Annotated in this window: 13 protein-coding genes and 1 tRNA gene; 5 read left to right on the forward strand and 9 right to left on the reverse strand. The window is 65.6% G+C overall.

What is annotated here, in order from left to right:
- Positions 1 to 31: 31 nt before the first annotated feature.
- The 6 genes from N825_RS15570 to N825_RS15595 form a co-directional block, all read right to left on the reverse strand.
- Positions 32 to 2,746, reverse strand: a complete 2,715-nt coding sequence (locus N825_RS15570) for a methyl-accepting chemotaxis protein (RefSeq protein ID WP_063833821.1) — start codon at positions 2,744 to 2,746, stop codon at positions 32 to 34.
- Between the two features lie 26 nt (positions 2,747 to 2,772).
- Positions 2,773 to 3,315, reverse strand: a complete 543-nt coding sequence (locus N825_RS15575; RefSeq protein WP_051512422.1) for a chemotaxis protein CheW — start codon at positions 3,313 to 3,315, stop codon at positions 2,773 to 2,775.
- Between the two features lie 12 nt (positions 3,316 to 3,327).
- Positions 3,328 to 5,526, reverse strand: coding sequence for a chemotaxis protein CheA (locus N825_RS15580; protein ID WP_051512423.1), 2,199 nt, complete (start codon positions 5,524 to 5,526; stop codon positions 3,328 to 3,330).
- Between the two features lie 7 nt (positions 5,527 to 5,533).
- The gene (locus tag N825_RS15585) at positions 5,534 to 5,899 is read right to left on the reverse strand and encodes a response regulator (protein WP_037453484.1); all 366 of its coding nucleotides are present in this window, start codon (positions 5,897 to 5,899) and stop codon (positions 5,534 to 5,536) included.
- Positions 5,896 to 6,219 carry an STAS domain-containing protein gene (locus tag N825_RS15590; RefSeq protein WP_245613131.1) on the reverse strand — a complete coding sequence of 108 codons (324 nt, stop codon included), beginning with the start codon at positions 6,217 to 6,219 and terminating at the stop codon, positions 5,896 to 5,898. Before N825_RS15590 ends, N825_RS15585 begins: the two co-directional genes overlap by 4 nt.
- 217 nt (positions 6,220 to 6,436) lie before the next feature.
- Positions 6,437 to 6,955, reverse strand: a complete 519-nt coding sequence (locus N825_RS15595; protein ID WP_037453487.1) for a mismatch-specific DNA-glycosylase — start codon at positions 6,953 to 6,955, stop codon at positions 6,437 to 6,439.
- A 142-nt stretch (positions 6,956 to 7,097) separates the two neighbouring features.
- On the opposite strand from N825_RS15595, the gene N825_RS15600 reads away from it, so the two are divergent.
- The 4 genes from N825_RS15600 (at position 7,098) to N825_RS15615 (ending at position 11,159) form a co-directional block, all read left to right on the forward strand.
- On the forward strand, positions 7,098 to 7,718 hold the full coding sequence (locus N825_RS15600; RefSeq protein WP_037453490.1) for a response regulator: 621 nt from the start codon (positions 7,098 to 7,100) through the stop codon (positions 7,716 to 7,718).
- Positions 7,719 to 7,762: 44 nt separating this feature from the next.
- On the forward strand, positions 7,763 to 9,937 hold the full coding sequence (locus tag N825_RS15605; protein WP_157619257.1) for a hybrid sensor histidine kinase/response regulator: 2,175 nt from the start codon (positions 7,763 to 7,765) through the stop codon (positions 9,935 to 9,937).
- Between the two features lie 106 nt (positions 9,938 to 10,043).
- Positions 10,044 to 10,814 (forward strand): competence/damage-inducible protein A, encoded by a 771-nt coding sequence (locus N825_RS15610; protein ID WP_037453495.1) that lies wholly within the window; start codon positions 10,044 to 10,046, stop codon positions 10,812 to 10,814.
- A gap of 96 nt (positions 10,815 to 10,910) precedes the next feature.
- Positions 10,911 to 11,159, forward strand: coding sequence for a hypothetical protein (locus N825_RS15615; protein WP_037453783.1), 249 nt, complete (start codon positions 10,911 to 10,913; stop codon positions 11,157 to 11,159).
- 41 nt (positions 11,160 to 11,200) lie between these two features.
- Here the strand turns inward: N825_RS15615 and N825_RS39775 are convergent, their stop codons facing one another.
- Entirely contained in the window at positions 11,201 to 11,371 is a 171-nt protein-coding gene (locus N825_RS39775) for a hypothetical protein (RefSeq protein WP_198038343.1), read from the reverse strand.
- Positions 11,372 to 11,457: 86 nt separating this feature from the next.
- Between N825_RS39775 and N825_RS15620 the strand changes: the two genes are divergently transcribed.
- Positions 11,458 to 11,543, forward strand: a tRNA-Leu gene (locus N825_RS15620).
- 49 nt (positions 11,544 to 11,592) lie between these two features.
- On the opposite strand, the gene N825_RS15625 is transcribed toward N825_RS15620, so the two are convergent.
- Together N825_RS15625 and N825_RS15630 are read right to left on the reverse strand one after the other, a co-directional pair.
- Positions 11,593 to 11,976, reverse strand: coding sequence for a hypothetical protein (locus N825_RS15625; protein WP_037453497.1), 384 nt, complete (start codon positions 11,974 to 11,976; stop codon positions 11,593 to 11,595).
- A 14-nt stretch (positions 11,977 to 11,990) separates the two neighbouring features.
- Positions 11,991 to 13,202 carry a GMC oxidoreductase gene (locus N825_RS15630; protein ID WP_198038344.1) on the reverse strand — a complete coding sequence of 404 codons (1,212 nt, stop codon included), beginning with the start codon at positions 13,200 to 13,202 and terminating at the stop codon, positions 11,991 to 11,993.
- Positions 13,203 to 13,627: the final 425 nt, after the last annotated feature.

Raw genomic sequence — 13,627 nt, forward strand, 5'->3', positions numbered from 1 at the left:
TGCCGCTATCCGAAGACCGGAAAGCCCCATCTCAGAACTCCTTCCAGTCGGGATCGTCGTTGGTCTCGACCCTGCGCAACGTGGTCGCGTGGGCCGCGGCGCGCTTCGGCTCGGCCGGACGGCTGGCTGGGCGGGTGGCGACCCGCCCCACCGAAGCCGCCTTCCGCACGACGATGGGCGCCGGCCGCGATGAACCGCCGCTTTCGGCGTGGGCAAGCCCACCGCTGACGCTGAAGAAGGAGATCAGCGACCCGAGATCATGGGCTTGCCCCTCCATCGAGCGGGCGGCGGCCGAGCTTTCCTCGACCAGCGCCGCGTTCTTCTGGGTCATCTCGTCCATCTGCGCGACGGCGCCGTTGATCTCGTCGAGGCCGTTCGCCTGTTCGGCGGTGGCGCGGGCGATCTCGGCGACCAGATCCGCCACGCGGCTGACGCCCGCCACGATGTCGGACAGGGCGCCACCCGCGGCCCCGACCAGATCGACGCCATCCCTGACCTGCGTGTTGCTGTCGATGATCAGCGCCTTGATCTCCTTGGACGCCTGGGCCGACCGCTGGGCGAGCGTGCGGACCTCCTGCGCCACGACCGCGAAACCGCGGCCGGCGTCACCGGCCCGGGCGGCCTCGACAGCGGCGTTGAGGGCCAGCAGGTTGGTCTGGAACGCGATCTCGTCGATCACGCCGATGATGTCGCTGATCTTCTGGCTGGACCCCTCGATCCGGCGCATCGCGTCCACGGCGTCGCCGGCGACCTTGCCACCCCGGTCGGCGGCCGTCCGCGCGGTCGAGGCGAACTCGTTGACCTGTTTGGCGTTTTCGGCGTTGCTGCGAACCGTGGCCGCCAACTGTTCCATGCTGGCGGCGGTCTCCTCCAGGCTCGACGCCTGCTGCTCGGTCCGTTCGGACAGATCGAGGCTTCCGGCGGAAACCTCCCGGGCCGCCTCCGAGATGGCGGCGGTCGATTGGCTGATCCGGCTGACGATGTCCGAGAGCTTCTCCGCGGTCGAGTTGAAGTCGCCCTTGAGACGCTGGAACACGCCTTCGTAATCCTTCTCGATCCGCTGGGTCAGGTCGCCGTGCGACAGCGACCGCAACACGTTGGCGAGATCCTCGGCGACGGCGCAAACGTTCTCCGCCAGATCGTTGATGCCCTCGCTCACGGTCAGGAAGAAGCCGGTCTTGCCCTTGAGGTCGACCCGAGCCGAGAAATCGCCACGCACGGCACCAGCCACGATGCCACTGATCTCCTCCTCGATCCGCAGCTCCTCGGTCAGGTCGCGCCACTCGATGATGGTGCCGAGACGCTCGCCACGCTGCCCGCTGACCGGATGGGCGTTGACTTGAAACGTGTGACCGCCGGCCTTGGCGATGCCCTTGTGGCTGGAGGTCAGGCCACCGAGCAGGCGGCGCTGGTGGGAGGGATCGCGGTGGAAGACGTCGATATTGGTGCCGATCAGGTTCTTCGAGTCGAAGTGCGGCAGGGATTTTCGCAGGTCGGTCTCGCAAGCGGCGAACATGGCGCTGATCGCGCGGTTGCAATAGACGATCTTGCCGTCGGCATCCGACATCATGATGTTGGCGCTGACGTTGTCGAGGCCGATCCGGGTCCGCACCGCCGCCACCGCCACCGTCTTGAAGGCGTCGACCGCGCGGGCCATCTCCCCCACCTCGTCCTTGCCGGTGGTGTGGGGCACCACGACCGCCAGATCGCCGTCGGTGAGATCGACCATCACCTTGCGGAGCGCGTTGATCGGATTGACGATGCCGCGCGCGATCAGGTGGGCCGCCGTCATCGCGATCAACAGGGACACGGCGCCGAAGACGATGGTGATCGTCAGGTCCCGCTTGACCGCCGCCGCCGTGGCGGCCTCGACCTCGGATTGGCCGCGCTGGGCCGAGAGGACGATCTCGTTGGCCTTGGTCGAGGTCGCCGCGCCGGCGGCCAGCAGGACGTCGTCCCTCAACCGCAGGATCTCGGTGTTGCTGGCGACGATCTCGGAGAAATCGGCGGAATACAGCTTGATGCCGTCCTCCAGCGCCATCTTGGCTTCCCGGAGTTTCGGGTTGGTCAACAGGGGATCGAGGTCCTCCAGATGCCGACGCTGTTGGGCGACGTTATCGTCGAACTCGCGCTTGGCTCCCTGATCGCCCGTGATCAGGAAATGGTTCACCACCAAGCGGGCGACCAGCCAATGCTCCTCCGCCTCGCCGGCGGCGAACGACGCCGGCAGTGCCCCTGCGGCGGCGGAGGTGTCCTTGATCTCGGTGAAGTGGCCGAAGATCCTCGCCGCCAGCGGTTTCATCCTGTCGCGCAGCAGCGTGTCCTGCCGGGTTCGAAGTTCCGTCAGCTTCTCGAAGCTGACGAAATAGCTGGAGGTCTGGGCCTCGATCTCGGTCACCAGCCGCCGCCGGACCGGATCGCCGGCCACCTGCTTGGCTTCGGCGATCCTGCCGCTCAGGACCCGCTCGAGTTCGTGGATCCGTGGAAGCAGCGTCTGATCGCCGGCATGGGCGTAGTCGCGCGCCAGGATGCGCAGGTTGGCCATCGCGGTCTCGATCTCCTTGGCCAGCCTGGCTTCGTTGGCGATCTCGCCGATCGCGTGGACATCGTCCCGCGTCGACAGCAGGCTGAAACCACCAAACCCGAACCCGGTGAGCAGGAGCGCGGCCATCAGTCCGAACGCGAGCCACAGACGCTTCATGATGCCGAGCCGAGCCATGACGGGTTCCTTGTTCTTGGAGGACATGAAAGATGATCCCTTCGCGGCTCCGCTCAGGCCAGGGCCTGATGCGGGATCTGGATATGGTTGGACGAGAGCTCTTCGACGGCGTCGCCGGCGAACAGCCGGGTGACGTCCAGCAGGGTCACCATCCGGTTCTCGGCGATCACCAGACCGCTGAGGTATTGCTGTTCGATCAGGCCGCCGTCGATGTCCGGCGGCGGCCTGACGGCGTCGTGGGCGACCGTGAGGATGTCGGAGATGGCGTCGACCAGGACGCCCCGCGTGCGCTCGCCGACCTGGAGGACGACGACGACGTGCCGCTTGGTGACCTCGGTCCGCCCTCCGCCGAAACGCGCGCGCAGGTCGAATATCGGGATGATGATGCCACGCAGGTTGACCACGCCCCGGACGTAGTCGGGCATGTTGGGCAGCTTGGTTTCGATCGTCCAGCCGCGGATCTCGCGTACCGACAGGATGTTGACGCCGTATTCCTCGGAGCCCACCGTGAAGGTGACGTACTGCTCCTCGGCCGAGATCGGTCCGGCCGGGTGTCTCGATACGGCCGGCGGGGCGGCCGAGGGGATTTTTTCCATCTCTGTCGAATCCTAGGCGGCGGGTAGCGCCGCTGTGGCGGCCACGCGGTTGCTGGTTTGGCGGCTCATGCCCTGGAGGCCGGCGATGTCGAGGATCAGCGCCACCCGGCCATCACCGAGGATGGTGGCGGCGGAGACCCCATCGAGACGCTGGAAATTGCTTTCGAGGCTTTTGATGACGACCTGTTGCTGGCCGAGCACCTCGTCCACGACCAGCCCCAGGCGGCCGCCCTCCTCCGTCTCGACCAGGACGACCAGACCCCTGGTCGGATCGCCGATCGCGTCGTCGATGCGGAAGAGCCGGTCGACATAGACCAGCCGGACATAGTCGCCGCGGGCCATGATGACGTCGCACTGGTTGGCGACGCTTTGCAGGTCCGTCTTGCGCGGCCGCAGGCTCTCGATGATGTTGGTCAGCGGCAGCACGAAGCGCTGCGAGCCGACCGAGATCACCATGCCGTCCAGCACGGCGAGCGTCAGGGGCAGCGACAGGACGAAGCGCGTGCCGACACCGGGCGTCGACTGCACGACGATCCGTCCGCCCAGGCTGGCGATGTTGCGGCGGACGACATCCATGCCGACCCCGCGCCCGGAGATCGCGGACACCGCGTCCGCCGTGGAGAAACCCGGCAGGAAGATGAGGTTGTCGATCTCCTCGTCCGACAGGCTGGCGCCGGCCGCGACCAGCCCTTGCTCGATCGCCTTCTGAAGCACGCGCGGCCGGTTGATGCCCCGTCCGTCGTCCGCGACCTCGATCACGATCCGGCTGGACCTGTGCCGCGCCGAGAGATGGACGGTGCCGCCCCGCGGCTTGCCGATCGCCTCGCGCTCGTCCGGCGTCTCCAATCCATGATCGATGGAGTTGCGGATCATGTGGGTCAGCGGATCCACCAGGTTCTCGACCACGGTCTTGTCGACCTCCGTGGTCTCCCCCGATGTGGCGAGCTGCACCTCCTTGCCGGTCTGGGCCGCCACCTCCCGCACCAGCCGCGGCATGCGGGCGAACACCGAACGGACCTGCTGCGCCCGGATCGCCATGACGCTTTCCTGAAGCTCGCGGGTATGCCGGCCCAACTCCTCCAGTCCCGCCACCAGCTGCTGGAGCGTGCCGGGTGGCAGGTCGCGGAGCTGTTCGGTGATCATAGCCTGGGTGATGACCATCTCGCCGACCAGGTTGACCAGCCGATCGACCTTGTCGAGATCGACCCGGATGCTGTGGCCCCCCAGTCCACCGGAACCACCGCCACCGGAACCACCGCCACCGGAACCACCACCACCGGCGCCGCTCCCCTCGGTGGCACCCGGAAGGGCGATGGCGGGCGTCTGGGCGCCGTCCGCGCCATCGGGAACACCGCCGGGCACGCCGCCGGCGCCAGCGCCGTAGATGGTCAACTGACCGGGCGGCACATAGGGCATGTTCTCGGCGAACAGGCCAAACGCCTCGTCCTCGCCACCATCGGCGACGCCCGTGGTCTCGACGATGTCGATCTGGCAATCGTCCACGACGAACTCGAAAACGTCGCGGATCGCCGCTTCGTCCATGGCGCCCGTCAGCGCGATCTGCCAGAACAGGTACAGGCTCTCGCCGTCCAGGTCATAAAGCGGGGGAACCCGGCCCGTGTCGCAGACGATCTCGGCGTGGCCGAGGCGCTTCAAGGCCCGCAGCAGGAAGGCGGGCTCGTTGCCACTGAGCAGAAGGTCGCTCTTGGGCATGAAGTGGACGACGAAGCTGCGCTTCGCCTCGGCCGGCGCCGACGTCACGGTGGGCTTGGCCGGCTCCTCCAACACCCGCCGCGCGGCGGTCGATGGCTTCTTCTGGAGAAACCCCGCGAGTTCGGCCGCCGACGCGTCGGCCAGCCCGGGCGGCACCGCGATGCCATCGCGGGCGCAGGTCAGCAGGCGCGCCATGACATCGTTGGCCCGGATCAGGACATCGACCAATTCGGTCGTGAGGCCGATCTGCTGGGACCGGAGCCGGTCCATCACGGCTTCGAACTCGTGGGTGAAGGTCACCAGCGCCGAGAAGCCGAAGGTGCCTCCACCTCCCTTGATCGAATGCACGGCGCGGAAGACCGCGTTGATCTCGTCAAGATCGATGTTCTCGGGCGAGAGGCGCAGCAAGCCCGCTTCGGCGACCGCGAGCAGTTCCCCGCATTCATCGAAATACGTGACCTTGAACCGTTCGAGATCGTCCACGTACGAGCCTGTCATGGCCGGCTCAGCCCATGACCTTTTGCACGACCTGGATCAGCTTTCCCGGGTTGAACGGCTTCACGATCCAGCCGGTCGCCCCGGCGGCGCGGCCTTCCTGCTTCTTGGCGTCGTCCGATTCGGTCGTGAGCATCAGGATCGGCACGGTGCGATGGCCACCGCCGGCCCGAACCTTCCTGATCAGGCTGATGCCGTCCATGTTCGGCATGTTGAGGTCGGCCAGTATCAGATCGACCTTGTTGCTCGCCAGGACGACCAGCGCCTGCTGCCCATCGATCGCCTCGACGACGTCGAAGCCGGCACCACGCAGGGTGAAGGATACCATCTCGCGCATCGTCCGCGAGTCGTCCACGGTCAGGACCGTCTTCTTCATTTCAGGCTCCACTCCTTAAGCCAGCCGGACAGGCCCAGATCCGCGCACATGTCGGTCAACACGTCGGACGGCGCCGCGATGGCGAACCGCTGCCCCGACCGGTCCGCGTGCGCCGTCGCAGCCACGAGCGCCTGGACGGCGGCCGTGCTCGCCCGCTCCACCGTCGCGGCGATCACGACGATGTCGGAATATTCGCTGAAAGCCGCCCGCAGGCTTTCCACCAGGGACGCCGCCACGGGAAGATCGAGATCGTCCGGCAAGCTGAGGGTGGCCTTGCCAGCCTCGTTCTCCGAATGGATCAGGGGCAACAAATCCGCCACGTCTCATCTACCCCCTGGCGCGGTCGTGACATCCGGTCCGATCCACGATCGGGCCAAAGTCACTGGCGATCCGCGAAAATCAATTTATCTCAAAATTCATTAAACCCTGAGATGTGTGCCGACATTCATCCGGCTGACCTGTTACCAGAACGTTTGGCGTAGGTCCACCATCAAATAACCCAAAAGATGTATATCCAATGAAGGCGCGGCTTTTGACTCAGCCGCTCCACGCGCCTCGGAGGACGCGGCGTCGAGCGACGAAGTCGCCCAACTCGCGCCAGGGTCCCTCGTCCCAAAAAACCGAGGCCCGCCCGGATGGCGATGGCACGATGAAGATGACCGCGCCGCATAGGGTTTCCTCCTGACGGCCATAAGCGACGGTGGCGCGTCGGAAGAAGGTCTTGCCGGCGTTCTTGCTGTCGAAGGCTACGGCGGCGGGCCGATACCTGGCGATCTTCTCCGTGAATCCAGCGACGTCGAAGGCCTGCTTGGTCAATTCGTGATCGCTGCCCCATTCGGTCTTGCACAGATCGGTCAAACCCAGGCCGTGGTTCAGGACGTCGGCGTATTCATGGGGTCTCATCAGGCGTGGCGTCAGGCCGACCAGATGGAGCGTCGGCCAGAATTTATTGCCAGGCTTGGCGTAGTAGGCACCGGCCTGCTTCGACGCGCGGCTGGGTGCGGTGCCACACAGCACCAGGTCCAGATCGGGAGCCAGGACATCGGGCAGAATCACGGGAAGTGCCGAAAATCCCCAGGCCGATCATTGACGGCTTGGGCTAACTCAATCTTTCGGATATTCACATAACCATCCAGGTAAGGTTTGAATAACTTTTTATGGTATAGCTGACTCAACTCGTACCTCGGGATTGCTTAGCATGCGTATTCTGCTCGCCGACGACCACAACATGGTTCGGGATGCGCTGAAAAGCTACATCGAGCGGCTGGAACCGAGCGCGGAGATCGTTTCGGCCGATAGTTTCACCACGGCTTTTCACGCCGTCGAGGAAGGGGGCGTTCTCGCCCTCGTCATCCTGGACCTCAAGATGCCCGGCATGGACGGACTGGATGGGTTGCGCCGGATGCGGGAACGCGTTCCCGATGTTCCCGTCGTCATCATGTCGGGCGGCGCCAGCCATGAGGATGTCCGAACCGCGATCGATCTCGGCGCCCAAGGGTTCCTGCCCAAGACCTTGACGGGACCGGCGATGGTATCCGCCATCCGCCTGATCCTGGCGGGCGAGAAGTTCGTGCCGTTCGGAGCGGTTGACGCCCCGGCGGTGGAGCCCAACGCGATGGACGGCCACGCGCCGTTGACCCAGCGCGAACGCGAAGTCCTCCAGTATCTCGAGAAAGGGTGGTCGAACAAGGAGATCGCGCGGGCGCTCGAGCTTCAGGAGGTGACCATCAAGCTCCACATCCGCGGGATCTGCAGGAAATTGGGCGCCAAGAACAGGACCCAAGCGGCCTTGAGGGCGCAAGAGGCGCGCCGATCATAAGGGAACTCCATCGTTGTGGGCGCGTCTGGCGATTGGGTGGACAGGTGAGCGATTCCGACGGACCGATGGTGGGTTTGCCGATATGGCGGCGGGTGGCTCCGGCACTCCTGCCGGCGGCCGTGATCGCCACGGTGGCAACTGGCCTGATGACGGCACCCGCCATGAGCGACTGGATCACGGCCGCGGGATCCGGCTTGGGACTGGGCCTCTGCGTCGCCGTTCTGGTGGCGGTGCCGCTGGCACGGGCGCTGGCCCTAACCCGATCGGAGCGGGATGCCGCCAAGCGGGATGGCGCCGAGGTCACGGCGTCGCTGGAACGGCTCCGGCGCGCCATCGATTCTGTCCCGGGAGGCTTCGTGCTGCGGGATCGCGATGGCAAGGTCGTATTCGCCAGCACCGGGTATGGCCGGTTCCACCCGGACCTGGAAGCCATCCGGGAAACCGCTGGGGAAACCATCGTGAGCGGTCCGGAAAACCACCAGGAGGACTCCCCCTGGGAGGAGACGCTGCGCGATGGCAGGGTGCTGCTGGTCGACCGCCGGCGCACGGGCGATGGCGGAGTGGTGCGGGTCTATACCGACATCACCGCGCAGAAGCAGGCCGAACACTTGCTACGACACCGGCTGACGGCGCTCGAGGCCTCGATCGACGGCGTCGCCATCCTCGATCAGGCGGGAGCGTTCACCTACCTGAACGACAGCCACGCGCGCATGCATGGTTTCGACGGCGCCCGCGACGTGATGGGCCGGAGTTGGCTATCGCTCTATTCCGCCGCCGAGCGGGCGCGGCTGAAGGCCGATGCCCTGCCCCGCCTGATCGACGAGGGTCGCTGGCGCGGCGAGGCGATCGGACGGCGGCGCGACGGCGGCACCTTCGCGCAGGAATTGACGCTGACCGGACTGGACGACGGCGGCATGGTCTATATCGTGCGCGACATCAGCGAGCGCCGACGGGCGGAGGTCGAGCGGGCGCGGTTGACTGAACAGTTCCATCAGGCCCAGAAGCTCGAGGCTATCGGCCGGCTGGCCGGCGGCATAGCCCACGACTTCAACAACATCCTGGCCGCCATGATGGGCTACGCCTCCTTCCTGGTGGAGGACCTCGACCCGGCCGCCCCCGAACACGAGTTCGCCATGCAACTGATGGTGGCGGGCGAGCGTGCCAAGCGGCTGGTACAGCAGATCCTGGCGTTCAGCCGGTCGGAGGGAATCGAGCGCGAGACCGTCAACATGATCGCCGTGCTGGACGAGACGGTGGCGCTGCTGCGGGCGACCTTGCCCAAGTCGATCAATCTGGTCTCGCGCGTGGACGCGGTCTCAGCCCTCGTCCACGCCAACCCGACGCAGATGAGCCAAGTGCTGATGAACCTGTGCGTCAACGCGGCCGACGCGATCGGCGGCGGGCCGGGCGAGCTGTCGCTGGAGATCGACATGCCGTCGCTGGACGGCGGCTACGCGGATGGGCTGCGGGCGGCCTTGGACCTGAGGGGCGACCTGATCCCGGCGAGGATCGGCCCCGGGGAACGGCCCGGCTCCACCCGCATGTGGGTCGGCGTCTTGCCGATCAACCAGGAATTGCGCGTCCGCTATGTCAGGATCACCGTGGGCGACACGGGGACCGGCATGCCGCTCGAGGTCATGGAGCGGATGCTCGAACCTTTCTACACCACCAAGGGAGTCGGCAAGGGGACGGGGCTGGGCTTGGCCGCCGTCCACGGCATCGTCAGCTCCCATCGCGGCGCGATGATGATCGAGAGCGTGCCGGGCGAGGGAACGCGGTTCCAGGTTTACCTGCCGACGCTCGAGGGTGCCGTCATCGAGCAGGCCCAGTCGGCCGCCAACTCGCCGCGCGGTACCGAGCGGATCCTGATCGTCGACGACGAGGACATGGTGTCGAGCGTGGTCGCGCAAGGGCTGGAGCGGCTGGGTTATGAGGTGGCGTGCTGCGTCAGCGCCGATGAGGCGCTGAGCGTCATCACGGAGGAGCCGGGCGCCTGGGATATGGTGATCTCCGACCAGATGATGCCTGGAATGTCCGGCCAGGAGCTGGCGGAACGCCTCCGCGCCGATCATCCGCGCCTGCCGGTGATCCTGTGCAGCGGTTATGGCGACCCGGTGGCCGAGTTCGGGCTGGATCCGGAGATCGGTCAGATCCTGATCAAGCCGGTTGAGGCCGGCCATCTGGCCGAGACGGTCCGGAAGATGCTGGATCAGCGCTGACCGTTCCCTCCCCCCGCGGGAGCCGCTTGCCTTTCGGGGCCCGATCACCAACTGTCTCCTTCCCAACCATCGGACCAGAACGACAAATCAGGGAAGAGCGGCGACCATGACCCAGCTTTCCGAGGAGGCGGAAGTCACCGCCGCCTTGCTCATCATCGGCAACGAGATCCTGTCGGGCAGAACCAAGGACGCCAACCTGCCGTTCCTGGCGGAGAAGCTCAACGGCATCGGCGTACGGCTGCGCGAGGCCCGTGTGGTGCCCGACATCGAGGCGGAGATCATCGACGCGGTCAACGCGCTGCGCGCCAGATACACCTATGTCTTCACCACCGGCGGCATCGGCCCGACCCATGACGACATCACGTCGGAATGCGTGGCGAAGGCGTTCGGCGTGGCGCTGGAAAGGAATCCGGAGGCGGTCGGCCGGCTCCAGGCGCATTACCAGACCACGGAAATCAACGAGGCGCGCCTGCGAATGGCCAACATACCGGCCGGCGGCATCCTGATCGACAACCCAGTGAGCAAGGCTCCCGGTTTTCAGATCGGCAACGTCTTCGTGATGGCGGGAGTGCCGATGATCATGCAGGGCATGCTGGAGAGCCTGCTCCCCCGCCTGCGCGGCGGCGCCCCGATGCTGGCGCGCACCGTCAGCTGCGATCTGGCGGAGGGCACGCTCGCCGAGGGACTAGGCGCCACGCAGGGTCGGTATCCCGAGATCGAGATCGGCAGCTATCCATACCTGCGGAACAAGAAGTACGGCGTCAGCTTGGTTCTGCGGGGTACCGAGGAGGCCCGGCTGGACGAGGCGACCCAAGCCGTCGCGCGACTGGTGCGGGATTTGGGGGGCGAACCGTCGATCACCATCGGCTACGCGTGAGGTCCTGGGCGTCGGGACACGCCCTTAAGGTTAGGTCCGGCGATTTGGGGAGGGCGGCGCTTTGCCGCGGGGACAGTCCGCCCCATCTTGATGGTCATGAGGTCCTTCGAAAAGCACCTGCCACTCTTCCTCCTGAAACATGCCAGCAGCGGCATGGCGGGCGGTGGAGTGCTGGGCTTGGGGCTGCTGATCCTCGATATCGCCAGCCTGCGCACCCTAATGGGCCAGAGCGATGGCGGCATGATCGCCATCCTGCTGCTGTTCGTCGGACTGATGGCGACATTCGGGGCCGTCGCGATGGCGATCGGGATCATGACGATGAACGGGGTGATCGAGCGGGACTGAAGCCGGGGCGGGTGACGGCTGTCCCGGATCTCCGTACGCCATCAGAACGGGCCGAAGGTCTGATAGACGAACATCAGTCCCACCAACACCGCGAGCCAGGCAGCCACCTTGGGCAACCACCGGCCGCCGCGGTTCATGCGGAACGCCGCGGGGCCGACCAGCAGGGCGACGAGCAGCAGGGAGACCAAACCAAGCCAATTGACGTTTTCCATGGCCCGCTAGATGCTCATCGCGAACCCGTTCGGCAAGGCGCTTGCGACACGCGCCCGCGCGGATTAGGGTGCTGGGCAATCCCCGGGCCCGCTTGGCGGAACAGGTAGACGCAAGAGACTTAAAATCTCTCGACCTTTGGTTGTGCCGGTTCGATTCCGGCAGCGGGCACCACGGGATCCCGCCACTCCCGGCGGCGGGTGGGGCGATCGAATTCAAGCGGTCAAACGGCGGCCAGGGCGCATAGGCGGGCCTCGGTCCGGGACAGCACCCAACCGTCGAGCGTGACGGTTCGCCCGGCCGTGAAGTCGGCGCGCTGGAGTTCCGCCACGCGGTGGCGCAGGTCGCCGACCCGATCCACGCCCACCGCGTCATCGCCCAGGATCAGCGACACGAGTTGGGCGGCGTCGGCCTCGTGCGACGCGGTTTCCAGATAGGCGCGGCCGATCCGGCGCGCGGCCGCTCTCGAGCGCAACAATCCCAAAAGCTGGTCCGCCTGAGGCGGAACGGCCGCCACTCCGGCCAGCCCGGTAGCGCCGGAATGCGTGGGAATGGCGGCGATCAACCCCGTCGCGGCGACGGTACCCAGCAGTTCACGTCGGTTCATGGTACCTCTCCCGGTCAACTCAATCTTGTCCGCAGATGTTCGGCCAAGCGCACCGCCAGGGCCACGATGTTGACGGTGAGCATGGTGGCGCCGGAGGTCGGCATGACCGAGCCGCCGGCCACGTAGAGATTGTCGATGCCATGAACCTTGCAGTCGCCGTCCACGACACCCCGGCGAGGATCCAGGTTCATGCGCGTGCTGCCCATGAAGTGGGCCGAACTGTCGATTCCGCGCGGCCACGGATCGGACTCGTTTTCGAACTCGACTTGGATACGTCCCAGTCCAAGAGCGCCGAATTGTTCCGACAAGAGCTTTTGGGTCCGCAGGATCGTCCGCTTGTCCAGGTCCTGGAAACGCCAGTCCAGCACCATCTTGGGATATCCCAGCGCGTCCTTGTCGGCCCCCAGCATGATGCGGCTGTCGCGGTTGGGCGCCTGCTCGCAGAAATAACGGGTCTGGAGCAGTTTGTAGTCCTGGTCGCCGAAGCTTCGGGCATAGAGCGCCTTGACCACCTCGTCGAAGTCGCCGATCACCACGCCCAGATCGTGCAGCAGATTGGGCGGCACCCTGCCATAGACGATCTGCTTGGCGATCCGCCGCATGGCGACGAATCCGGGAGTGCGCTCCCCCATGTAGCTTTCTTCGAAGAAGACCGCGCTGTTGAGGATACCCTCCCGCTCCTGGGCCGCCCTGCTCGGCTGGAGCGCGTCGATGAAAGGGTTGATCTCGCTGAGGAAGCGGGCTTCCCAGCCGAGCGTCGCGTAGTAGCTCGCCGTGCCTTCCGGCAGAGACAGCATGGCGCGGCCGGTCCGGAGCGTGGTGTGCGCCATGAAGTACCGGCCGACGACGTCGTGGTCGTTGCCGAGGCCTTGCGGCCGCACCTTGTTGGACAGCAGGAGAAGCCGCGCGTTCTCCATGCCCGAAGCCAGGATATAGACGCTGGCGCGGAACCGGCGGGTCCGCCCATCCAGCCCTTGGGTCCTCAGCGCCGTGACGGTGTTCGCCTCCTCCCCCGTCTCGATCTCAACGACATTGGCGTGGAGGTAGACGTCGCAGTGGTTGTCCGGCTGGGCGAGGGCGGGCCGGTAAACCTCACCGAAGCGGGTTGGCGGGCTTTTCAGCAGGATCTTCTCGCCGATCGGATTGCCGGTCAGCGCCAGCCGCCGCTCCCGAAAATCGGGTGACCGCTCCGCCCAGTAATCCGGCGAGAAATTGTCCGACGGCAACTGGCAGTACTCGTAGGCTTTCGGATAGTGTCGATCCAATTCGGCCTTTGAAAAAGGCCAGCCACTGTCCGGGACCCAAGATCGCTCCTCGAAGTCTTGCGGATCGAGCGGACCACAATTGCCGCCCCAATGACCAGTCGTTCCGCCAAAGTAGCGCAGCCGACTCCATAGTAGATCAACTTGGTTCTCGCTGATGCAATCCCCATCGTTCAAGGCTTGTATATCGTCTTCGAATTCCAGCCCGCCACTCTCCAAAAGGCAGACACGAAAATCGTGACCAAGAAGCTCCATGGCCAAAGTTATACCAGCTGCACCACCGCCAACGATACAAACATCAGCGTCAATTACCGTGCCGTCGGGTATGCCACGAAGATCTGTAATCATAGAATTACTTATCCAACTTTTTCGAAAGCAGTTATTTGTGG

This window comes from Skermanella stibiiresistens SB22 (assembly GCF_000576635.1).
GTDB lineage: Bacteria > Pseudomonadota > Alphaproteobacteria > Azospirillales > Azospirillaceae > Skermanella > Skermanella stibiiresistens.